Raw genomic sequence first — 22,691 nt, 5'->3', positions numbered from 1 at the left:
TTCTTCTACCTACAACCTCAACAACGTGGTAACCGTAAGAAGTTCCTACAACTCCAATAGTTCCAACTGGCTCGTTGAATGCAAAATCATTAAATTCAGGAACCATAACACCTTCTGGGAAGTTTTTGTAAACTCCGTGGTTCATTTTCCCTCCTGGATCCTCATTGAATTGAGCTTCCATTTCAACGTAGTTGTCTTGCTCCTTAATCACATTCATGATGCTATCCGCTTTCACTTTAGCAGCAGCATAAGCATCTTCGTCATTCTTGTTTGCAGAAATCAAGATGTGACGAACGTGCGCTTGTTTTTGCTCTTCAATCTCTTTTACCTTAGCAACACCAATAAAAGTTGAAGTACTAATTGGTCCAACAATATCTCCCACTGCTAAATTTGTCATCTCTGCAGGGTAAACTTGTTGCATTTGCTGTGGGTTCAAGTAAGAATCCTCAGGGTAGAATTTAATCGCTTCTACCGTTGGTGTTTGCATGTATTGTTGTACAAACAATGTATCGTTTTGTGCATTCTCAAAAGAGTTTTTTAACTGAACCATATTGTTCAATGCAGAAATCGTATCATCTTCAGAAGGAGTTAATGGAACTGTAAAGTAAGAAACTTTACGTGTACCTTGTTGCTCGTACTTCTTTTCGTTTTTGTGTTCTGCGTAGTATGCCTTTAACTCATCTTCTGAAACTTCAATTTCATTCGATGGAATTTCACTGAAACGCTTAAAGATGAAAGAAACATTCTTCACTGTTTTTCCAGCTTCATATTCTTCCTTCGCCTCCAAAGTTGTCGCCTTTACTCCGTAAGACAACATAGACATGTACTTTTCGTTCAAACGGTTAAATTTGATTTCATCAACCACCGCTTGGTATCTTGCAGGATCTTCCATTTGCAATTGATCCAAAATCTGCTGTGCTCTTGCCGAGTTAAACAAACCATTTGAATCTACTGCTACCTGACGAATGATAGGAGAAGGTTCAAACCCACTTCTTCCGTAAAGAATTCCATCCAATTCGTAAGGAGAAACCATCAATCCTAACTCTTCATATTGTTCAGTAGTAAGCATTTTACCTACTAACGCATTCCATGCTTGAGTTTCAGCATTTTTTAAATCTTGTTCGGTTAAACTAGCGTTAGGGTCTTGTTGCCTTTTACTATTGAACATGTTTTGAGCAATGTTGTTTTTGTATTGCTCATAAGCATTAGCATCAACTCTTTCTCCATTAACAGTACCAAATCCAAGGTTCTCACCACGACTCGCTGACCCGTTAAAAATTTGGTCCCAAGGTAAAATGAAGGCCAACATAGCCACACCTACCACTACTAATAATAACCACGATTTCTCGCGAATTTGTCCAATTAAAGCCATTTGTTCTTTTTCTATAAGGTTGCGAATATAATGATATGAATTTATAAATGAAAGCTACTCCCCCCAGTATTTTAGAGTTTTCAGTTTATAAGCTGCATTTGTTTACACCCTTTACGCTTAACTCCTCATATTGAGTGCCTAAGTAAGAAATAATATGTTTGCAGAAGAAGCTATCGGGGCTTGTACGGGCTATTCACTTTAGTCCTCAAAAGCAGTGTTATTTTGTGTATTCGTCAACAAGCTTCTTAGGTCGCTTGCCCCCAAATTACACACATAAAACAGTGCTTTTTGTGGGCTGCCGCTGCTATCCCTAAGCCAAAAAAATTAAAAAATAAAGGAATGTTTATGAGTATCCGCTTTATTGCCGACCTTTAAAAAACTTCGCATAGACACATCGAAAAAGAGCGTAGATTCCCTTCCAATACCGTTCTAATTACAAAAATTTATCAAGAAAATAGGAATTCGGAAGAAAGGCGGATATTCAGCAAAAACATAAAAAATTGGTCGTCGTAATAACCGATTAGCTCTTAAGAATTAATCTTTTATTTCTATTCTCACCACTTCAATTCTTCGATCAGATACCTCCTCGATGATGAACTTATAATTGTTCAATTCGACCTCATCTCCTTCTTCTGGTATAGATGCAATTCGATTCAAGATTAATCCTCCAAGTGTTTCATACTCTGCAGACTCTTCGAAGTCAAAATCATATTTCTCATTCAACCAATCGATATCTGTTCTTGCAGAAAATCTATACGTGTGTTCATCTATTTGCTCCTCCAATAACTCATCCGCATCGTGCTCATCTTCAATATCTCCAAAGATTTCTTCAATAACATCTTCTATGGTCACAACACCAGAAGTTCCACCGAACTCATCCACAACTACAGCAATATTTCCTTGTTGTTTTGTAAACAATTCTAAGAGTTCTTTACCCGGAACCGCCTCTGGAACAAAGCTGATAGGTATTAAGATGTCTTTGATGCGTTTTGGGTGTTTAAACAATTCAAAACTATGTGAGTATCCTATCACATTATCTATGTTGTCTCTATAGATTAGGATTTTCGACAAACCTGTTTCAACAAAAAGTTCACTCAAATGTTGAATATCATCCTCAACATCCACGGCTACAATTTCTGTACGCGGTATCATACAGTCTCTTGCCTTTACATTTCCAAAATTTAATGCATTCTGAAGAATTTGCATTTCATTACCCAATTCGTCTTCATCCTCCATTCGCTCATTCAAATCACGCACATAATGATCTAAATCAACCTTTGAAAACACATTGCTTCCGTTATCTGACTTTACTCTAAACAAGCGCAACAAACCATTGCTCAACAACATGGTAAACTGAGTTGGAATAAAGAGTATGTAATAGATAATCACAAGCGGTATAGCCGCAAATTTTAAAATTCTATTGGGGTTAATTTGAAATATAGCTTTGGGTAAAAACTCGGCGGTAACCAGTATGAGCAATGTTGAAACTATGGTTTGCACCAAAAGTACCCAAGCACTCTCTCCCATCATAGCTTCTAAGGGAGCTTCGATTAGTTTCGCCATTTGTATACCATATATTACAAGGGCAATATTATTACCCAATAACATGGCCGCGATAAAGTTGGCATCGTATTGTACAAAACGACCTAAAATTTTACCACTGATATTACCCTTGGTTCTATCTAGCTCAATTTTCAACTTATTGGCCGATACAAAAGCAATCTCCATACCTGAGAAAAAGGCAGAAGCGATAAGTGTTCCTATAATGAAAAATATGGTATATGATTCCATCTGTTAAAACCCGAATTTAATAAAATTAATGGCAGCTTAAACCCACCTTATAAATATTTAATCCACATCGGGGTGCGTAAAATATCCTCTTTTATAAAACAAAAAACGAATGGCAACAGTGCGCTACCATTCGTTTATTATCAATTATTAATCAATCTATTTTAAATCGAATCCTATGTCTTTTCTGTAGTACGACTTTTCAAATTCTATTTTTTGAATATTCTCGTACGACTTTTCAAGAGCAGATTCCATGTCTTTACCGTAACTTGTAACAGCTAAAACTCTTCCTCCAGCTGTCGTTACTGCCGGACCATCAGCTTTTGTTCCTGCGTGGAATACGATACTATCTTGAACAGCGTTCAATCCGTAAATCGCTTTTCCTTTTTCATAAGCCTCTGGATACCCTCCAGAAACCATCATCACAGTTGTAGCTGTTCTTGGATCTATTTCCACGTCTCTTTCAGATAAAGTCTGTGTTCCTACACCTTCAAATAAGTCTAGTAAGTCAGACTTCAAACGCGGTAAAACAACCTCTGTTTCAGGATCACCCATTCTACAGTTATACTCGATAACAAATGGCTCACCTTTTACATTGATCAAACCAATGAAAATGAATCCTCTGTACTCGATTCCATCCGCTTTTAACCCTTTAATTGTAGGAATAATAACTTGGTTCAATACTTTATCAGAAAATCCTGAAGCGGCAAATGGCACTGGAGAAACAGCTCCCATTCCACCTGTATTTAAACCTGTATCACCTTCACCAATTCTCTTGTAATCTTTTGCCTCTGGCAATACTTTAAACCCATCACCGTCACTCAATACAAATGTTGACATCTCAACACCTGTTAAGAACTCTTCAATAACTACACGAGAAGAAGCATCTCCGAATTTCGCATCACTCAACATGCTTTCCAATTCTTGCTGAGCTTCATCTAAAGTTTCCAAAATCAAAACACCCTTACCTGCAGCTAATCCATCTGCCTTTAATACATAAGGTGCCTTTAACGAGGCTAAAAATGCTTTCCCTTCTTCCAAAGTATCTTTTGTAAAGGTCTTGTACTTCGCTGTTGGTATATTATGACGCATCATAAACTCCTTGGCGAAATCTTTCGATCCCTCTAATTGAGCAGCCTCTTTGTTTGGTCCGATTACATAAACTCCTTTCAACGCATCATCTGCAGCAAAGAAATCTGAAATCCCTTGTACCAAAGGATCTTCAGGACCAACAACAACCATTTCTATTACGTTTTCAATCACAAAAGTTTTGATTGCTTCAAAATCAGTAACTGAAATATTCACGTTAGTTCCTAACTCTTTAGTTCCAGCATTTCCCGGTGCTATGTACAATTCATCTAAATGACTACTTTGTGCAATTTTCCAGGCAAATGCATGCTCTCTACCTCCAGATCCTAATATTAAAACTTTCATCTTTTTCTATGTAATTTATACGCGTGGGCAAAATTAAACAATTGGTAGAATTAGAGCACCATCTAAACTCTATTTTTAGCAAGAACTTCGTGAGTAAATTCCTGGAAAAACACAATCCTTCAACTTTATTAAAGTTACTTTTCACATTATTTACAAAGCTCATTGCTCTTTTAGAAAGTGTTTCAAGAAGAGTTCATTACATTTGCAAGCATTGCTTTTGAGGATTCTCCTTGGAGCAAAAACACAAAATAGTACAAGTACAGAGGATGAAAAAAATATTTGTTATAGGTATAACGGCTTTATTGGTAGCCTGTGGAGGAAAAGAAGAGAAAGCAAATAATTCAGCACAAAAAACAGCAATAAAAGATACTGTTGTTGAGCTTCCTAAAAACATGAAGTACGGCTTCGATTTAAACGAATTCGATGTATACCATGATACGGTAAAAATGAATTGGACCATGAGTCACATGCTTCTACCTTATGGAATTGACCAGTATAGCATTAACACCATTGCAGAAATGGCCGGTGACTCTGCCGTTGGTTTAGATTATGTGAATTATAATGATCCTTTCGTTGTTCTTGTTAGAAAAGGAGATACAAATAACCGCGCACAACATTTAATCTATGAAGCCAACATAGAAAGTTATTATGTATTCAATTTTGGAGATAGTCTGAGCGTTGAGAAACATTACCGAGATATTAAAGTAAATCGAGAGACGTTAACTGGAGAAATTGTTCAGAACTCTAACCTTACCTTGGCTATAGACGAACAAATAAACGATTTTGGAACTACAGCGGCATTAGCAGAAGCCTTCGAAAACATCTTTGCATGGAGCATTGACTTCTTTAAGCTTCAAGCCGGAGATCAGTTCAAAGTGGTCTACGAACAAAAAAGCATAGAAGGTGAAGCTTACGGAATAGGTGATATCATTGGAATTTGGTTTAAGCACAGTGGAGAAGGTATGTACTCTTTTAGATATACTACAGACTCTACCAACATGGAAACAGGCTATTACAATGAAGAAGGTAAGGAAATGAAACGTCCCTTCTTAATGTCGCCCGTGAAATTTGCACGTATGACTTCGGCATACAACCTAAGAAGATTTCACCCTATTTACAAACGTGTAAAAGCACATAAAGGGACAGATTATGCAGCACCTTATGGAACCCCTATTTTAAGTACAGCTGACGGTACGGTAACCAAAGCTTCTAGATCTGGAGGAAATGGGAATTACGTTAAAATTCGTCACAACGCCACTTATGAAACACAGTACTTACACATGCAAAAATTTGCCAAAGGAATTCGTCCGGGTGTACGCGTAAAACAAGGTGATGTTATCGGATACGTTGGTTCAACTGGAGCTGCAACGGGTCCACACGTATGCTACCGTTTTTGGAAAAATGGTAGACAAGTAGATCACAGAGCACAGAAATTCCCTCAGTCTGAACCTATGAAGAAAGAATTGATACCGGATTACTTAACCTTTATTGAACCCTTGAAATCTGAATTAGATAGTTTAACGATTGCCCCATCTCGCGTAGGTATGGAGTAATACTCAAATAGATGAAAATTTATTGAATCCCCTGGTTTCGGCTGGGGGATTTTTTTGTTAAAATGGCATCGACTATCCTTCCAATTCGTGAGTCTCTGCAATTCTACCGACTAAATTGGAGTATTAAGGATTTCACACCCCCATCATATTGACATATATCACTTGATAAAACCTTCTTTTTTGTTAAATTGCAAGCCATTCTTGAAGAACATAAAATACAATGACGAACTATACGAATAGCTTAGAATTTGCGAGAGAGAAAGACGCGAAAGACGAATTAAATAAATACAGAACCCAATTCTACATTCCAAACTTCCGTGAGGATGTGGTTTACTTTACTGGGAACTCTCTTGGGCTACAACCCAAAACAACCAAAGAATACATAGAAAGAGAACTTAACGATTGGGCTAAGTGGGGTGTTGAAGGTCACTTCTACGCTGAAAAGCCTTGGTTCGAATACCATGAGTTCTTAACAGAAAAAGCAGCTAAAGTAGTGGGTGCTCTTCCTAAAGAGGTCGTGATAACACACTCATTAACTACAAACCTTCACCTTTTGATGGTAAGTTTTTACCGTCCAGAAGGTAAGCGTAAGAAAATCATTTGTGAGGCAAAAGCTTTCCCATCTGACCAATACGCTTTGGAGTCTCAAGTTAAATTCCATGGATTAGATCCACAAACGGACTTGGTGGAGGTTGCACCTCGTGAAGGTGAACACTTGATCAGAGAAGAAGATATCTATGCAAAAATCGAAGAAGTTGGTGATGAGCTTGCTTTAGTTATGATTGGTGGTGTAAACTACTATACTGGACAGTTGTTCGACATGAAAACCATCACTGAAAAAGCGCATGCTGTTGGTGCCATCTGTGGTTTCGATTTAGCACACGCTGCAGGTAACATTCATTTAAAGTTACACGATTGGGGAGTAGATTTTGCCGCTTGGTGTACTTACAAATACTTAAACTCTTCTCCAGGTGGAGTTTCTGGAATTTTCGTGCATGAACGTCATGAGTACAAACCAGAATTGCCACGTTTCGCGGGATGGTGGGGATATGATAAAGAAACGCGTTTCCAAATGGAACCTGGTTTCAACCCTATGAAAGGTGCAGAAGGATGGCAGTTGAGTAATGCTCCTGTTTTAGGAATGGCTGCTCACCTTGCGTCTTTAGATATTTTCGACGAAGTAGGAATGGAGAAACTATGTGCGAAACGCGATGATTTAACAGCTTACTTAGAGTTTGTTATCGATGAGATTTCTGCACGTAACGAAAACGCTACTTTCGAAATTATTACACCTCGAGATAAAACAAAGAGAGGAGCTCAGCTTTCTATTTTAGCGCACGGACAAGGAAAAGCTTTGTTTGATGCCATGACAGAAAGAGGTGTAGTTGCCGATTGGAGAGAACCGAACGTAATTCGTGTTGCTCCAGCTCCTTTATACAACACTTACGAAGACGTATTCAACTTCGGAAGAATTTTAGAAGAAAGTATACAGTAAAATGAATATCCAAGAATTGATACAAACCCGGTTTTCTGGGGCAATTAACAATGAGGCTGAATACATAGAAATTATTGTACAGGCCATTGCTGTATTGATTTTTGGTATCGTAGTTTGGCGTGGAATGGCCGCTGTACACAACAGAAAAAAAGCAAAGCGTGCTGACAATATGTTTTCACGTGAACGCTACGAAACAAAGTGGAGAAAATAAACAATGGATGTTTGTAAAACATCTTTGACTATAGAACTATGAAAAAAATTGCAATAGTAGGAGCAGGTTTAGTGGGAAGCTTACAAGCCATCTTAATGGCAAAAAAAGGCTACCAAGTGGATGTGTTCGAACGTAGACCCGATTTGCGTAAGGCGGATGAGATTGGTGGAAGGTCTATCAATTTAGCTTTATCAGATAGAGGTTGGAGAGCTTTAGAATTAGCTGGCATTTCAGATGAAATTAAGAAAATGTCTTTACCGATGTACGGTAGAAAAATGCACGATGTTGAAGGGAATTTATCTGACCTTCCTTACGGATTAAACGGAGAAGCAATCTACTCTGTATCGCGTGGAGGTTTAAATCAGAAGCTCATGAATTTGGCGGATGATTACCCAAACATTACTTACCGTTTCAACAGAAAGTGTTTAGACATTGATTTAAAATCAAACACTATCTCTTTTCTAAATACAGAGGAGAACAAGAAAGAAGAATATACTTACGACCAAATTTTTGGAACAGATGGAGCATTCTCTGCAGTACGTTCGCGTTTGCAAAAAACTCCAATGTTCAACTATTCGCAAGAATACCTTTCTCACGGATACAAAGAATTGGTTATTCCGCCGAATGAGGATGGAACACACCGTATCGCTAACGATGCTTTACACATATGGCCAAGAGGTGAATTCATGATGATTGCACTTCCAAATATGGATGGGAGCTTCACATGTACGCTGTTCTTCCCAATGAAAGGAGAGCTTTCGTTTGATACGATCAAAACAGAGGAGCAAGTAATGGACTTCTTCCAGAAGACTTTCCCAGACGCTGTACCTCACATGCCAACCTTGGTAGAAGATTACTTCGAGAATCCAACTTCTACTTTAGTTACGGTAAGATGTAGTCCATGGAACTACGATGATAAAGTATTGATTTTAGGAGATGCTTCTCACGCTATTGTTCCTTTCTACGGACAGGGAATGAACTCTGGTTTCGAAGATTGTACTGTATTCCACAACATGTACAATGAGATGGAAGGAGATTGGGATAAATTATTCGAAACTTTCAGTACTACTCGTAAACCAGATGCTGATGCTATAGCAGATCTGGCTTTGTACAATTACATTGAAATGCGCGATTTATCTGGAGATCCAGATTTCTTATTGCGTAAGAAAATTGAAAAGAAGTTTGCTAAATTACATCCAGACAAATGGATGCCACTATACTCTGAGGTAACCTTTAGTCATATTCCTTACTCACAAGCCCTTAAAGGTGGTGAAGAGAAAAATAGAATCATGGAAAAAGTAATGCAGATGGATAACATCCACGAAAACTGGGACAAACCAGAGGTAATGGACAAAATGTTAGAATTACTGTAAATCTTACATCAAATAGTAAAAGGCTTCCCGCAACGGAAGCCTTTTTTATGAACATAACTATCGTAAACTATTTACACGCTTCTAATGCATCCCAAGAGGAAAACATCTTTTTCGTACGAGCAGATAGTCCTTTTAACTTCTGAATATTTTTAACAATCTTCTTTATCTGTCCTGCAGATTTCACCTCTAAACTTAAGGTCCCAAAGGAATTACAGACACGTAACTTGTGTACATTCGGTTTTCGATCTTTCTTCTTGTCTTTCTCCTCTCTAAAATAATTACTGAGTACTTCTATGTCTGATCTACAAATTCCCTGATAGTAGGCAAACGAGGAGCTAAAATCCTTTTCATAACAGCGAAAAGACTTGGCCAAGTAAGAACTTGTTAAGGCACTGTTGGAATAATATAAAACAGAATCCATCAACACCAAACCTTCCGCTCTCGGAGCAACACTATCATTTAGGGGTATAACAAGCTCTACATAGAGAGCTTTCGGAAAATGTTTCTTTGTAGAGAAACTAGTAGTAAGTAATATAATTAGCAGTAGAAATATACAGTGGTATAATTTCATACCGAAAAAATAAAAGATTCATTGCGATCCCACAAATTTATTTTATTTCTAACTCTCCTTTTCTGGGTGTAGGGTAAGGGACAGCAACGGCAACCCGCAGCGCAACACCTATATCAAAAGTACACGTGCACAAAGCGACCCAAGAAGCTTAGTGCGCGCCCTACTTTTACAGGTGTTGTGGGAGGATTATAGTGTATGGCCCGGTGGGCTGTATTGCAAAGGAAGCACATACCCCCAAAGCTTATCAAATAATAAGTGTCTATAAGTTTTTCTAGTTCACCTTCTGCTGCTCTAACATCTATCCTTACCTTTGTGTGTAACCCATTCGTTATCATGAATTATTCTAGTATGAGAGTTCTTGTTTTTGTATTAATGTCTTTGCTGGCCTTCAATGGTTCAGCCCAAATGTATAAGCAAAAGAAAAAGCGTAAACAGCATTTTGGAAATCAGCGTTTACACAAGCCGCTTTACCGTTGGGTAACTGGAGATTATCTGCGTCATGGTATACAAATCGCGGTAGGCCCTACTTATTTGTTAACCAATTTAGAGGTGCCGCAGCGAGAAACAACGCTAGGAGGACGACCTGCTTTATATCAGTTTGATCCTGCAGGAAAACTTGGTGTTTACGGAGAAATCGGGATGGTACACATTACCAAACGTCCCCGCAAATTTATACAGTATTACGATTGGTCTTTGGGCTACAAATATTTTGGTGGTAAAGAGGAATTACAAATAGATTTACTCGACAATTCTGGGGATGTTGTAACTTCAGAATTTGGATCGGGCGACTTTAACTTAGGTTATGCTTTTGCGCGTTTCGGCGTTCACAATGTTTTCCAAATTAACCCGCGCAACTTTATTGATCACGCCTTAGGGGTTAACCTAGATTTTCGCGTAAGTGGTGGAAATATGGACTATGTTGGGAGCAGTTTACCGCAAACTCAATTCTTCCAAAATGATTTGGTATCACAGTTAAACTACGAAATTGGCTACGGTTTTAAAATAAATGGTGGATTTTTCATTATTCCTGGAGTACGAATGCCCATCATGGAAATTTACGAATGGAGAACAGGAAACCCTTCATTAGAGTGGTATTCGAGTACTTATCAGCCGCTACTTATTAAATTAAAATTCGTTTGGTTATTCAAAAAAGACCCGAATCGTTGTCCGCCTGTTGAGGTAAACTCGAAAGACAGGGAATTGATGAAAAACTTGTAAATAATCTTTAGGCTGCCTACCCCAAGTAACTTGGGTACCCGCTTTCCGCTAAAGTTACCCTATCCAACATCAAGTAGCAGGATACAAAAAAAGGCACTTCCTGTGGTCGTACCTTTTCTTGTAATGCTTCTAAATGTTTGCTAGGGCAAGCTACCGCTGCAATCTGGGGCAGTTTTACTTTTCCTTCGCTATAATGCGTATTCCTACATCAACAATTTCTTTTATTTCTTGCTGATTTGTGGCTTGTTCTATTTCAAATGAATAGTTTCCTTTCAATGGAAATTGTTGGGCACTAAAACGCATAGCGCTACTTACCAACGATCCAGATTTTGTACCTATCCATTTGCCTTTGTCATCTGCAATATTCACTTTCACCGCCTGTTTAGATGTTGTACTGTCTGGTGCTGTAATATTCACCATTACCCACAAATTACTAAAAGCATAATCTGTGGTTGTACGCAATTGCACATCGAAATAATAAGGCGTTAAAGTATCTGTAACATCTACGTGGAACACTGCTTTTTCTTGCTGGTTCCAGGCTCTATTTTCAAAAGAATAACTGTTATCAAACATAGGACGCTCCCCGCAAGATGCGAGGAGAATTCCTAAGCCTAATATCATCACAATTTTATTCACCATCTTTCTTGGCTTGTGGTTTATTTCCGCCCTGCGGACGTGGTTTTCTCTTCTTGAAATTCTTCTTTGGAGCAGCTTTTGGTTGACCTTCAGCTTTAGGTCCTTTAACTGGTTTTTTCTCCGTTTTTGCCTTTTGCTCTGGCTTTGGCCCTTTCGGTTTTGGCTTATTCCCACCCTTCACCTCTTTTGGGTTCTGGGTGTTTTTTGCTGCATTCTGAGGCTTCGGCTTACGCGGCTTACCTTTCGCATTTTGCGGACGAGGTTTACGCGTTGGCTTTGGCTTATTTCCTTCAGCTTTTGCTTCTTGCTTGGCTGCTGGTTTGTTGCTTGTTTTCTGTGCTTCTGCCTTCTTAGCTGCCGGTCTTCCTCCTGGTTTTTTACGCTTTTTCTTTCTGCGCTTAAACACGTGCTCAAACCTGTCTAAATCATCTTGTCCAACCACATTAGAGTAATCTGGCTCCACCTTGATTTGTTCTTCAAAGTCTTTTAAATCTGCCGGTTTCTCTCTTTTCTTGTTGAGTTCAACGATTTCTTCAACACGCTCAGGCGATAAAGGAATTAATCCTGATCCTACACCTGCCTCACCTTCATAAGCATACCACATCAAACGTTTAAACACATCTGTTTTTACGTGTATGGCAGAACCTTTTTCGGTGTACAAACGCGTATCTGGTTTAGGAAACTTTTTAATGCTGTCTAAGTACATGTCTAACTCGTAGTTTAAACAACATTTTAGTTTACCACATTGTCCAGCCAACTTTTGCGGGTTCAATGATAATTGTTGGTAACGCGCCGCACTAGTAGATACAGATCTAAAATCTGTTAACCACGTAGAACAACACAATTCTCTACCACAAGAACCTATTCCACCTAATCGAGCTGCTTCCTGACGAGCTCCAATCTGACGCATTTCAATTCTAATTTTGAATGCCTCCGCCATATCTTTTATCAACTGTCTAAAATCGACACGTTGATCTGCTGTGTAATAAAAAGTGGCTTTTGTTAAGTCCCCTTGATATTCCACATCTGAGATTTTCATCTCTAAATTTAGGTTAATCGCCAATTCTCGGGCTTGGTGCATCACCTCTTTCTCAAGGTTTCTTGCTTCCATCCACTTGTCGATATCTTCCTGATTCGCAATGCGATAAATCTTCTTTGCTTCGTGCGCCTTCATATTTGGCGCTTTCTTTTGAACTTGTATCCTGGTAAGTTCACCCACTATCGACACCACTCCAATGTCAAAACCTGGGCTACCTTCTACAACAACTACATCGCCAACTTGTAACGATAAGTCCTTTACATTTCTATAAAAACCTTTACGGCTATTTTTGAATCTTACTTCAATTATATCATATTGGCTCTGACCAGCAGGCAATTGCATATTTGCCAACCAGTTAAAAACGCCAAGTTTATTGCATCCACCAGAACTACAAGTTCCATTGTTTTGACAGCCTCTCGGAGTACCTCCTCCGCTGCTACAACTGGAACATCCCATAGTTACTAATTATTTTGAATTCAAAAATAACAATTATTTAGGCGATTCAAACCATAAAGCGCATCGAGGCAAAGCTTATTTGTCAGATTTCAACACGAAGATGACCGAAGGAAAACAAAAACCTATTGACATTTTGCCGTATAGATGAACTATTTACGTATAAAAGCAAGGAACATCACCTGCATTTCTTAACTTCGCAGCATGAAATTTCGTTTATTAAACCAGGAAGAAAGAGCAGCTTTTGACGAGGATTTTAAGCACTTCTTGATTGCCAATGGAGTAAGCAATGAAGAGTGGCTTGAGATGAATGAAAAAAACAGTGCAAAAGCAGAAGAGTTAGTGGCCATATTTTCTGATACCGTTTTTCAGAAAGTAATGGAAAAGATGAAGTTTTTAGAAATGCGTGCTAAAGACAGCCTACTCGTGTTTAAATGCACTAAAGAAGAAATAGAATTAATTGGAATTAATCCAAAATCTCCAGAAGCTGAAGTAGACCTTTCAACTCCGGAGTCTATTCATGAAAGTTTAAGTACGAAGGCACAACAATTACAATTCTTTAAGCATAAAAAAGCCTACAGCAAAGAAAGAGAAATTGAAGTTTTCGAAATGATAGAAAACGGATGTGTTCCTTCCCATGAGGCATTTTGGATGGCTTTGGATAAATCAATACAATAAGCATGACGATTGTAGAACAAGAAATGATCAATCGCTTCGGTGAAGGAAGAGTAATTCCTTACGAAGCTAAAACTGAAGACGAAGTTTCTTTGCTCATGCTAGAGCTGGAGTTACAGACTCCCGTTACGGTAATAATGACCAATGGATTGGCGCAAAAAGATATGCCCGTTCCGGAAAAATACAAGGACAGAAAACACTGCGAACTCTACTTCTGTTTACCCAGTTACTGGGAATGGGAAGACATAGAGAACCCAAACATGAATTGGGTTTTCCCCGCCATACAACGCTTGGCCAAACATTTGAGAGATAATGACACCTACTACAACGCGGGGCATACTTTCAAAGCGAATAGAGAAGGAAATCCTATCTCTGCTACTATGAAGCAAAATCATTTCATTTTAACAGATCCTATCTTGTTAGAACAACAATTGGCTCCTATAGAAAATGAGGATATCTATTTCTTTGCCATTGTGCCTATCTTCGAAGATGAGTTTGACTGGAAAAATGCAAAAGGTCACTTTAAATTTATGAGACGATTTACAGGAAAAAACAACTCTGAAAAATTAGATGACTTTAGAGAGTCTATCCGTAAAAGTCGCTTAAAATTGTTCTAGATTCATGAAGGTACTTGTAGTTCGTTTTAGTTCTATTGGAGATATTGTTTTAACCTCTCCCATTGTTCGTTGTTTGAAAGAACAATTGGGTGAACAAAGCGAAATACACTTTTTAAGCAAAGTTCAATTTACGGACCTTTTAATAGATAGTCCCTACATTGATAAGCTTTATACAATTAAAAAAGACATCAACGAGGTGCTTCCTCATTTAAGGAGTGAAGGTTATACCCATATTGTTGACTTACATAAAAACCTCCGTTCAAAGCGGTTAATTTCCAAATTAAAAGTAAAAAGCTCGAGCTTTCCTAAGCTCAACATAGAGAAATGGTTATTGACCAATTTTAAGATCAACAAAATGCCTCAGCTCCACATCGTTGATCGTTACTTTGAGGCTGTTTTAGAACTAGGAGTTAAAAACGACCAAAAGGGCCTAGATTTTTTCATTCGACCTGAAAACGAAATTAAGATAAAAGATGCTTACGCTTTAGAAAGCTTTAAAGCCATTGCTATTGGAGCCCAATTTGCTACCAAACGATTACCTTTTGAACAGTTGAAGCAAATCATTGCGCAACTTAATGGTCCTATTGTGCTTTTAGGGGGTCCTACAGACACAAAACTAGGTGAACAACTCGTGCAAGCCCTCCCAGAGAAAGACCTTCGCAATCTATGTGGTCAATTAAACCTACAAGAAAGTGCTAGCGTTTTAAAACAAGCCAGTGTGCTTCTTACCCACGACACAGGCTTAATGCACATCGCATCTGCTTTTAACATGCCCATAGTTTCAGTTTGGGGAAATACAGTTCCCGATCTTGGGATGTATGCATACATGCCGGCAAACCCCGGTTTAGTAAGCATACATGAGGTGAAGGATTTGAACTGTAGACCTTGTTCAAAAATAGGGTATAAAGGATGTCCAAAAAAACACTTTAAATGCATGATTGAACAGGATGTAGAGGGGATAGTTGAGGATGTAAACGGGTATTAAAAAGGTCCCAAAAACTACAACTTTCGTCTGATTATCCACAAAAAAAAGGTCCCTTCTCAGAAACCCTTTTTCAGTATGTATTTTTTAGATTAAACTCTTATTCTTCTTCCAATCCTAATTTGTAATCTTCTCCTTTATCCACAGCAGGAATTCCTTCTATTAACCATTCAGGAGCCGGAGCATCCAAGAGATAATAGTCAAAGAATTGACGCATACGAATACTTAAATCTACACGGTTCGCATTGATCATAAGGTTATGTCCATCCCCGTTGTAATTCAACATCCAAACTGGTTTACCCAGTCTTTTCAGTCCAACAAACATTTCAATTCCTTGGTACCATGGAACTGCTCCATCATTATCATTATGCATAATCAACACGGGAGTTTCTACGTTTGGTAAGTGAAAGATAGGCGAGTTTTCCACATATAATTCTGGTGCTTCCCAAATCGTTTTCCCTATTCTCGATTGAGTTTTCTCGTACTGGAACTGACGGTTTAAACCACTACCCCAACGAATTCCTCCATAGGCAGAGAACATATTAGAAACCGGTGCTCCTGCCATAGCTGCAGCATATCTATTGGTCATCGTAATCAGCTGAGCTGTTTGATATCCTCCCCAACTTTGTCCTTGGAGTCCCATACGCGTAGAGTCTATATTTGGATACAACTCCAAAATTTTATCTGTTCCACTCATAATGCAGTCGTATGCACTTTGTGCTGGGTGACCTTCCTCGTACCTTACATCTGGGAAAAATACCATGTATCCTGCAGATGCATATTCTGTAGCAAAAATGATAGAAGCTGTTGGACGAGGAGCATAATGGTTGTGCAATTCATCCGAATACAATTCATAATAATACACCAATAATGGGTAGTTTTTAGTTGAATCGTAGTTCTCTGGTTTGTACAACAATCCATTCAAACTATCTCCAGCATAACTCGTCCAATTTACTTGCTCTACCGTAGCCCAGTTGTACTCATCTTGTTGTGGGTTTGCCACAGAAACTCGAGTGGTCGTTTTAAAATTATCACGCGTTACTTTAATATCTGGATAGTCTTTGATTGACATCTCTCTGTACACGATAGCATCTCCTTCTTCCGCTTTGTGTAAATAAACAATAGCGTGATCTGTAAAGTACTGTTCCTTCACCTGTGCATCTTCTTCAAAAGAATTTAGCGTGAATACTCCTTCTGCTTTACTTACTTTATCAAAAGCTTTGATGTACGAATTTTCTGGAGTTAAATAAGTACTATCTCTTTCCCATTCGTTCAAACGGTATTGAATATTATTTTCCTTTCCTTCTGTAATTCTTCTTAAATCATGGGCTGCAATATCATAGTGCCATACATCGAATTCTGAATTCAATATGATAGCTTTTTCACCCTCCGTATATCCTGTTATTCCAAGAGGTCCCGCCATTGCCGGCATTCCGTTCATATCTTGCAACCAATTTACACCAGGTGCCATGCAGGTAATACATTTTTCTGTTCCCGCCTTAACGTCCTTAATTACAATACCCGTTGTATCGAAATACAAAAAGTAATTTCCCTTAGGCGACAAACCAGATGCGTAACCAATCTTTTTCCCTAATAGTTTCGTGTTACCCGTGTTAACATCCACAGCATAATAATCCGAAGGCCACGGGTATTCCCAATTATACGTTCCAGCATAACTTTCGTTAGACATTCCCAAAGCAATGTCACTATTTCCATGGTCCATTAAACGTACATCAAGTGTATCATTACTTAATACTGTAAAAGTCTTGGCATTTACTCTGTGGTAAACTACCATAAATGTTTTTCTCTCTTCCCAAGATTTGTACAACAACTGCTGCGGTTGTAATTGCTTATCCTTATAATGCCATAAATCAAGAGTCGCTTTCTCTGATGCTAACAATGTATCCTCTGATTCTTGCTCAGGAATATCTGCAATACCAAAGTATAATTTGCTTCCATCTCTAGAATATCTCGGTGCAGAAAAATTAGAGGCAGTTTTACCCTCCAATAATACATTGTTTGTATCCAAAATTTTGGTCAAAACATCCTGTTGTAAATTCCACTCGTATAAATCGAATAGCTTGTTTTCTTCTACTGTATCTCTACTTGCTAAGAAGGCAATAAACTCACCTTCATAATCGAAGGTAAATTGACCCAAAGCTGTAAAAGGCATTGACTGTGCAAACTCCTCACCTTTGTTCAAGTCAAATACAAAAAGGTAGCTGCTGTCTTTTTCATTCTTTTTAATTGCCTTAGTGTAGACTAAGTATTTTCCATTTCTACCAAAACGGTAATCACTTACATCTCCTATAATATGCTCTTCTCCTGTAACAGGGTTGTACACATTTAATTGTTTCCCTTCGCTGGTAAACTCAGGTTCTTCTTTTATCTTTTTACCAAAAATCCAAAACCTTCTTTTCTCCTTCAATTCACGTTCTACATTTTCTGTACGCATGAAGGCCATCCAATCGTTACGCTCGTTTAATTGATACGAAGAAACATTGTCGAATTTGCGAATTGAATCTGACTCCAACCAAACCACAACCATACTATCTTTTACCCATTCTGGTCTTTTTACCTCTTCCAATTCTAAGGTTCTTAGGGTATCAAAACCTGGGTTAATTCCAGCAACTAAGTATGAGTTATTGCTATTAAATTGAGGGTTCTCTCCACGGAGTAATGAATTTTGCGTTCCACTCACAGTGTTATACCAATACAATGTACCGTCTCCTCTGTGCGGTGTTATCTGATAGGCAATCCAGTTACCATCTTTAGAAGTTTCCGTGTTTCGGACGGACTTCCAATCGTTGTATACGGAATGATCTAGTGTTTTCTTTTGTCCTACAGCACTACCAACAGCTGCAAGCAAACAGGTTACTAATAGTTTTAATCTCATTTGGTTCTGATTTTCCTCAAAAATACTAAAACAAAAGCACTATTCTCAACGAATTTATACGTTCTAAAAGCCTAAGGTTGTTTCTCTTTTAAAATATTTCATGTGGTCCATATCAAACAGTGACAGCAATGGCAGCGCCCTGAAAGTTTGCCTTAGTAAGCACAAGTAAAAAGCCACGACCAGCGGAAGTGGTTTTGCGGTTTTGTGCGACTTAGGGAAAAGGAAGGGACTAAAATGGATGGCACGGCAGTTTGCCAAAAAAAGTTTAGCGAAGGAGGAGGGAGTATAGAAGATGAATTAATGGAACAAAAAAACGCCCCAAAAATATGGGGCGTTTGCATTGCGTGGTTTATAAAAACGGCACAATTATTAACCTATACGCAGTATTGTTCAAATGACTGGGTCTCACAAGTTTGAGTTATGCCGCTCATTCTCATGATAGCGACCCTATCATTTTCCTCAGATATCATCTTAAACGCAAGTGTTCTCGACGCTAACGTATCATCCTAAACACAAGTGGCTTCGCCGAATGCGTCCTGGATGCTAACGTATCATCCTGAACACATTTCGCAGTTATCCGGATCATCTAAAGAACATGCGATTTCTGCTTGTCTTTCTTCTTCCGTTTTAGCTACTACTTTGTCAGCTGTTATTGTTTTGTCTACTGTAAACTTAATTGCATCCGTAGCTGCTTTCGTTCTCAAGTAGTACATTCCTGTTTTCAATCCTTGTTTCCATCCGAAGAAGTGCATAGAAGTTAACTTACCGAAGTTAGCGTTCTCCATAAATACATTCAACGATTGAGATTGACAGATGTAAGCTCCTCTATCTGCAGCTTGCTCGATGATCTCTTTTTGAGACAATTCCCAAGCTGTTTTGTAAAGGTCTTTCAACTCTTGTGGAATCTCAGAAATGTTTTGAACAGATCCATTAGACGCCATCAATTTCTGACGCATTTCGTTGTTCCAGATACCTTCTTTTACCAAGTCTCTTAACAAGTGCTTGTTTACGATAATAAACTCACCTGATAATACTCTTCTTGTGTAAATGTTAGAAGTATATGGCTCAAAACATTCGTTGTTTCCTAAGATTTGTGCAGTTGAAGCTGTTGGCATTGGTGCTAACAACAATGAGTTACGTACACCGTGCTCTTTTACTTCTTCTTTCAACACATCCCATTCCCATCTGTCTGATGGAGTAACACCCCACATATCGAATTGGAAAATTCCTTTTGAAACTGGAGAACCTTCGATTGTTTGGTAAGGTCCTTCTACTTTCGCCAAGTCCTTAGAAGCAGTCATTGCCGCGTAGTAAATCGTTTCAAAAATCTCCTTGTTCAATTGTTTTGCTTCTGGAGAATCGAATGGGTAACGCATTAAAATGTACGTATCTGCCAAACCTTGAACACCTAAACCAATTGGTCTGTGACGTAAGTTAGAATTCTCAGCTTCTGGTACTGGGTAGTAATTTCCGTCGATAATTCTATTTAAGTTCACTGCTGCTTGGTAAGTCACCTCGAATAATTTATCGTGGTTAAATTTCCCATCCTCAACATACTTCGGCAATGCCAAAGAAGCCAAGTTACATACAGCAACCTCATCCGGTGCAGTGTATTCTATAATTTCAGTACACAAGTTAGACGACTTAATCGTACCTAAATTCTGTTGGTTAGACTTCTTGTTCGCAGCATCTTTGTACAACATGTAAGGTGTACCTGTTTCAATTTGCGATTCTAAAATCTTAAACCAAAGATCTTGTGCTTTGATTGTTTTTCTTCCTTTTCCTTCTGATTCGTACTTTGTGTAAAGTGCTTCGAACTCATCACCGTAAGTTTCAGAAAGACCTGGACATTCGTGAGGACACATTAAGGTCCATTGTCCGTTTTCTTCTACACGTTTCATGAACAAGTCTGGAATCCAAAGTGCGTAGAATAAATCTCTTGCTCTTTGCTCTTCCTTACCGTGGTTTTTCTTCAAGTCTAAGAAGTCAAACACATCTGCGTGCCATGGTTCCAAGTACATTGCGAAAGAACCTTTACGTTTTCCTCCACCTTGGTCTACATAACGTGCAGTGTCATTAAACACACGTAACATTGGAACAATACCGTTAGAAGTACCGTTTGTTCCTTTTATATAAGAACCTTTTGCTCTAATATCGTGAATAGCCAATCCAATTCCACCAGCACTTTGAGAGATTTGCGCGCATGATTGTAAAGTGTCGTAGATACCGCTGATGCTATCTTCTTTCATTGTTAATAAGAAACAAGAAGACATTTGCGGTTTTGGAGTTCCGGCGTTAAATAATGTTGGTGTAGCATGTGTAAACCAACCTTCAGACATCAAGTTGTACGTTTTGATTGCAGCTTCGATATCGTGTTTGTGGATACCTACTGATACACGCATCAACATGTGTTGAGGACGTTCAGCAATCTCACCATTTAACTTTAATAAGTAAGATCTTTCCAAAGTTTTGAAACCGAAGTAATCGTAACGGAAATCTCTATCGTAAATGATACTTGAGTCTAATCTGTCTTTGTTTTCCATAATAACGTCGTAAACGTCATCGGCTAACAAAGCAGCGTTTTCACCTGTCTTAGGATCAATGTATCTGTACAAATCTTCCATTGCCTCAGAGAAGGTTTTCTTCGTCTTCTTGTGCAAGTTAGATACAGAAATACGTGATGCTAATAAGGCATAATCTGGGTGATCGATAGTTTTAGCTGCTGCAACTTCAGCCGCTAAGTTATCTAATTCAGTAGTGGTTACCCCGTCATAGATTCCTTCAATAACCTTCATAGCTACACCTTCTGGTGATACTAATGGGTCTAATCCATAACAAAGCTTAATAATACGGGCAGTAATTTTGTCGAATTTAATCGGCTCTTTTCTTCCGTCTCTCTTTATAACGTACATGGGCGCGTGTTTTTGGTGTTTCTCAATAATTGGTTCTTAAAAGTCTTCATCCATAGAGAATGATTGACCCTCATTTCCTGACATTACTCCTGCTTTTTGGTACTCTCCTACTCGCTTCTCGAAGAAGTTAGTTTTCCCTTGGATAGAAATCATATCCATGAAATCAAACGGATTTGATACATTAAATACTTTTTCACATCCTAATTCTGCAAGTAATCTATCAGCAACGAACTCAATATATTGCGACATCAATTCAGAGTTCATCCCGATTAATCGAACAGGAAGAGATTCAAGAATAAATTCTTTTTCAATTTCAACTGCGTCTAAGATGATACTCTTAACCGTGTCAGTTGAAAGTTTGTTATTCAAGTGGTTGTTGTATAATAAACAAGCAAAATCACAGTGTAACCCTTCATCTCTTGAGATCAACTCATTTGAGAAAGATAATCCTGGCATTAAGCCTCTTTTCTTCAACCAAAAGATAGAACAAAATGATCCTGAAAAGAATATACCCTCTACTGCTGCAAATGCGATTAAACGCTCAGCAAAATTCCCTTCGTCTATCCAACGCAAAGCCCAGTCTGCTTTCTTACGTACACAATCCATTGTTTCGATTGCGTTGAACAGTTGATTCTTTTCTTTAGAATCTTTTATGTATGTATCTATTAATAATGAATACGTTTCTGAGTGGATGTTCTCCATGGCAATTTGGAAACCATAGAAAAACTTAGCCTCTGTATATTGCACTTCAGCAACAAAGTTTTCAGCTAAATTTTCGTTAACTATCCCATCTGATGCTGCAAAGAATGCTAACACGTGTTTGATGAAGTGACGCTCGTCGTCATTCAACTTGTTTTCCCAGTCGATTAAGTCTGGAGATAAATCGATTTCCTCAGCAGTCCAAAAACTTGCTTCAGCTTTTTTGTAGAACGACCAAATGTCGTCATGTTTAATTGGGAATAGAACGAATCTGTCCTTGTTTTCCTCTAAAATTGGTTCATTTTGTGCCATTTGTTTAACCTTTTTTAGTGCAATATTTATCTATAAGCAAACAACTCTTGTTTGCCCTGTTTTATTCGTCTTAAAACTTTACTTTGTCCTCTAAATTGTGGAAAGAATTTCTCGAATCAGTCATTCATTTGAGGCGTGTACAAATGTTGCTAAATTTTTGACATCAATCAATTAAAGAAATTCACAATTTTCCAACTTTATCCACATTGAAGATTGTAAACCCTTGACTTGTGGAAGGAAACCGGATTATCAACATCAACTCAAAAGATATTCACATAAAATCAATCTGATTTCCTTGGAAATTTTTTCTGTCTTTAGAAGCCCAGTAAAACCGAATCTTGACGAACTTTTTATAAAATTAATGACTTATCAATCAAAATCTTAGGAAATTTTTAAGTATATTTTCCAACATCACCTTGTTTAAAGATTTAAACTAAAAAACCACCTTTTGTCTC

At 38.2% G+C, this 22,691-nt stretch carries 17 protein-coding genes; 8 read left to right on the top strand and 9 right to left on the bottom strand.

Going from position 1 to position 22,691, the window contains the following annotated elements; translation table 11 throughout:
- From AC22ZQ_RS00255 to purD, 3 genes are all read right to left on the bottom strand, one after another.
- Positions 1-1,372 (bottom strand): peptidylprolyl isomerase (locus AC22ZQ_RS00255; protein WP_318956564.1); only part of this gene is annotated, 1,372 nt, incomplete at its 3' end.
- Between the two features lie 534 nt (positions 1,373-1,906).
- On the bottom strand, positions 1,907-3,163 hold the full coding sequence (locus tag AC22ZQ_RS00250; RefSeq protein WP_318956563.1) for a hemolysin family protein: 1,257 nt from the start codon (positions 3,161-3,163) through the stop codon (positions 1,907-1,909).
- 156 nt (positions 3,164-3,319) lie between these two features.
- Positions 3,320-4,594, bottom strand: coding sequence for a phosphoribosylamine--glycine ligase (gene purD, locus AC22ZQ_RS00245; protein ID WP_318956562.1), 1,275 nt, complete (start codon positions 4,592-4,594; stop codon positions 3,320-3,322).
- 266 nt (positions 4,595-4,860) lie between these two features.
- Between purD and AC22ZQ_RS00240 the strand changes: the two genes are divergently transcribed.
- The 4 genes from AC22ZQ_RS00240 (at position 4,861) to AC22ZQ_RS00225 (ending at position 9,226) form a co-directional block, all read left to right on the top strand.
- Positions 4,861-6,147 (top strand): M23 family metallopeptidase, encoded by a 1,287-nt coding sequence (locus tag AC22ZQ_RS00240; protein ID WP_318956561.1) that lies wholly within the window; start codon positions 4,861-4,863, stop codon positions 6,145-6,147.
- A gap of 220 nt (positions 6,148-6,367) precedes the next feature.
- Entirely contained in the window at positions 6,368-7,642 is a 1,275-nt protein-coding gene (gene kynU, locus AC22ZQ_RS00235; RefSeq protein ID WP_318956560.1) for a kynureninase, read from the top strand.
- Between the two features lies 1 nt (position 7,643).
- A complete protein-coding gene (locus AC22ZQ_RS00230) occupies positions 7,644-7,853 on the top strand; it encodes a hypothetical protein (RefSeq protein ID WP_318956559.1) in 210 nt (69 codons plus the stop codon).
- 38 nt (positions 7,854-7,891) lie between these two features.
- Positions 7,892-9,226, top strand: a complete 1,335-nt coding sequence (locus tag AC22ZQ_RS00225; RefSeq protein WP_318956558.1) for an FAD-dependent oxidoreductase — start codon at positions 7,892-7,894, stop codon at positions 9,224-9,226.
- A gap of 67 nt (positions 9,227-9,293) precedes the next feature.
- Here the strand turns inward: AC22ZQ_RS00225 and AC22ZQ_RS00220 are convergent, their stop codons facing one another.
- A complete protein-coding gene (locus tag AC22ZQ_RS00220; protein ID WP_318956557.1) occupies positions 9,294-9,797 on the bottom strand; it encodes a hypothetical protein in 504 nt (167 codons plus the stop codon).
- Positions 9,798-10,145: 348 nt separating this feature from the next.
- On the opposite strand from AC22ZQ_RS00220, the gene AC22ZQ_RS00215 reads away from it, so the two are divergent.
- On the top strand, positions 10,146-11,015 hold the full coding sequence (locus tag AC22ZQ_RS00215; protein WP_318956556.1) for a hypothetical protein: 870 nt from the start codon (positions 10,146-10,148) through the stop codon (positions 11,013-11,015).
- Between the two features lie 174 nt (positions 11,016-11,189).
- Here AC22ZQ_RS00215 and AC22ZQ_RS00210 read toward each other — a convergent pair whose 3' ends face one another.
- Together AC22ZQ_RS00210 and AC22ZQ_RS00205 are read right to left on the bottom strand one after the other, a co-directional pair.
- Positions 11,190-11,654 (bottom strand): gliding motility lipoprotein GldH, encoded by a 465-nt coding sequence (locus AC22ZQ_RS00210; protein WP_318956555.1) that lies wholly within the window; start codon positions 11,652-11,654, stop codon positions 11,190-11,192.
- Entirely contained in the window at positions 11,644-13,146 is a 1,503-nt protein-coding gene (locus tag AC22ZQ_RS00205; protein ID WP_318956554.1) for a regulatory iron-sulfur-containing complex subunit RicT, read from the bottom strand. The genes AC22ZQ_RS00210 and AC22ZQ_RS00205 overlap by 11 nt, the downstream gene beginning before the upstream one ends.
- A 201-nt stretch (positions 13,147-13,347) precedes the next feature.
- Between AC22ZQ_RS00205 and AC22ZQ_RS00200 the strand changes: the two genes are divergently transcribed.
- From AC22ZQ_RS00200 to AC22ZQ_RS00190, 3 genes are read left to right on the top strand one after another with little or no spacing between them, the layout of a single operon-like run.
- Positions 13,348-13,821, top strand: a complete 474-nt coding sequence (locus tag AC22ZQ_RS00200; protein WP_318956553.1) for a DUF6495 family protein — start codon at positions 13,348-13,350, stop codon at positions 13,819-13,821.
- Positions 13,822-13,823: 2 nt separating this feature from the next.
- On the top strand, positions 13,824-14,435 hold the full coding sequence (locus AC22ZQ_RS00195; protein WP_318956552.1) for a suppressor of fused domain protein: 612 nt from the start codon (positions 13,824-13,826) through the stop codon (positions 14,433-14,435).
- A gap of 4 nt (positions 14,436-14,439) precedes the next feature.
- The gene (locus AC22ZQ_RS00190; protein ID WP_318956551.1) at positions 14,440-15,420 is read left to right on the top strand and encodes a glycosyltransferase family 9 protein; all 981 of its coding nucleotides are present in this window, start codon (positions 14,440-14,442) and stop codon (positions 15,418-15,420) included.
- A 97-nt stretch (positions 15,421-15,517) separates the two neighbouring features.
- On the opposite strand, the gene AC22ZQ_RS00185 is transcribed toward AC22ZQ_RS00190, so the two are convergent.
- The 3 genes from AC22ZQ_RS00185 to AC22ZQ_RS00175 form a co-directional block, all read right to left on the bottom strand.
- Positions 15,518-18,313: an alpha/beta hydrolase family protein gene (locus AC22ZQ_RS00185; protein WP_318956550.1), complete on the bottom strand. Its 2,796-nt coding sequence runs from the start codon at positions 18,311-18,313 to the stop codon at positions 15,518-15,520.
- 551 nt (positions 18,314-18,864) lie between these two features.
- The gene (locus AC22ZQ_RS00180) at positions 18,865-21,225 is read right to left on the bottom strand and encodes a ribonucleoside-diphosphate reductase subunit alpha (RefSeq protein ID WP_318956549.1); all 2,361 of its coding nucleotides are present in this window, start codon (positions 21,223-21,225) and stop codon (positions 18,865-18,867) included.
- A gap of 36 nt (positions 21,226-21,261) precedes the next feature.
- Positions 21,262-22,236, bottom strand: a complete 975-nt coding sequence (locus tag AC22ZQ_RS00175; protein ID WP_318956548.1) for a ribonucleoside-diphosphate reductase small subunit — start codon at positions 22,234-22,236, stop codon at positions 21,262-21,264.
- Between the last annotated feature and the right edge of the window lie 455 nt (positions 22,237-22,691).

This window comes from Lishizhenia sp., assembly GCF_057456495.1.
Note: the sequence above shows the minus strand (reverse complement) of the source record. Positions and strands in the feature narration are given on the sequence as shown.

What these genes read in the sequence shown, in the direction of transcription:
- AC22ZQ_RS00250 (WP_318956563.1), bottom strand. Translation starts at nt 3,163, where the DNA reads ATGGAATCATATACCATATTTTTCATTATAGGAACACTTATCGCTTCT.
- purD (WP_318956562.1), bottom strand. Translation starts at nt 4,594, where the DNA reads ATGAAAGTTTTAATATTAGGATCTGGAGGTAGAGAGCATGCATTTGCC.
- AC22ZQ_RS00240 (WP_318956561.1), top strand. Translation starts at nt 4,861, where the DNA reads ATGAAAAAAATATTTGTTATAGGTATAACGGCTTTATTGGTAGCCTGT.
- kynU (WP_318956560.1), top strand. Translation starts at nt 6,368, where the DNA reads ATGACGAACTATACGAATAGCTTAGAATTTGCGAGAGAGAAAGACGCG.
- AC22ZQ_RS00230 (WP_318956559.1), top strand. Translation starts at nt 7,644, where the DNA reads ATGAATATCCAAGAATTGATACAAACCCGGTTTTCTGGGGCAATTAAC.
- AC22ZQ_RS00225 (WP_318956558.1), top strand. Translation starts at nt 7,892, where the DNA reads ATGAAAAAAATTGCAATAGTAGGAGCAGGTTTAGTGGGAAGCTTACAA.
- AC22ZQ_RS00220 (WP_318956557.1), bottom strand. Translation starts at nt 9,797, where the DNA reads ATGAAATTATACCACTGTATATTTCTACTGCTAATTATATTACTTACT.
- AC22ZQ_RS00215 (WP_318956556.1), top strand. Translation starts at nt 10,146, where the DNA reads ATGAGAGTTCTTGTTTTTGTATTAATGTCTTTGCTGGCCTTCAATGGT.
- AC22ZQ_RS00210 (WP_318956555.1), bottom strand. Translation starts at nt 11,654, where the DNA reads ATGGTGAATAAAATTGTGATGATATTAGGCTTAGGAATTCTCCTCGCA.
- AC22ZQ_RS00205 (WP_318956554.1), bottom strand. Translation starts at nt 13,146, where the DNA reads ATGGGATGTTCCAGTTGTAGCAGCGGAGGAGGTACTCCGAGAGGCTGT.
- AC22ZQ_RS00200 (WP_318956553.1), top strand. Translation starts at nt 13,348, where the DNA reads ATGAAATTTCGTTTATTAAACCAGGAAGAAAGAGCAGCTTTTGACGAG.
- AC22ZQ_RS00195 (WP_318956552.1), top strand. Translation starts at nt 13,824, where the DNA reads ATGACGATTGTAGAACAAGAAATGATCAATCGCTTCGGTGAAGGAAGA.
- AC22ZQ_RS00190 (WP_318956551.1), top strand. Translation starts at nt 14,440, where the DNA reads ATGAAGGTACTTGTAGTTCGTTTTAGTTCTATTGGAGATATTGTTTTA.
- AC22ZQ_RS00185 (WP_318956550.1), bottom strand. Translation starts at nt 18,313, where the DNA reads ATGAGATTAAAACTATTAGTAACCTGTTTGCTTGCAGCTGTTGGTAGT.
- AC22ZQ_RS00180 (WP_318956549.1), bottom strand. Translation starts at nt 21,225, where the DNA reads ATGTACGTTATAAAGAGAGACGGAAGAAAAGAGCCGATTAAATTCGAC.
- AC22ZQ_RS00175 (WP_318956548.1), bottom strand. Translation starts at nt 22,236, where the DNA reads ATGGCACAAAATGAACCAATTTTAGAGGAAAACAAGGACAGATTCGTT.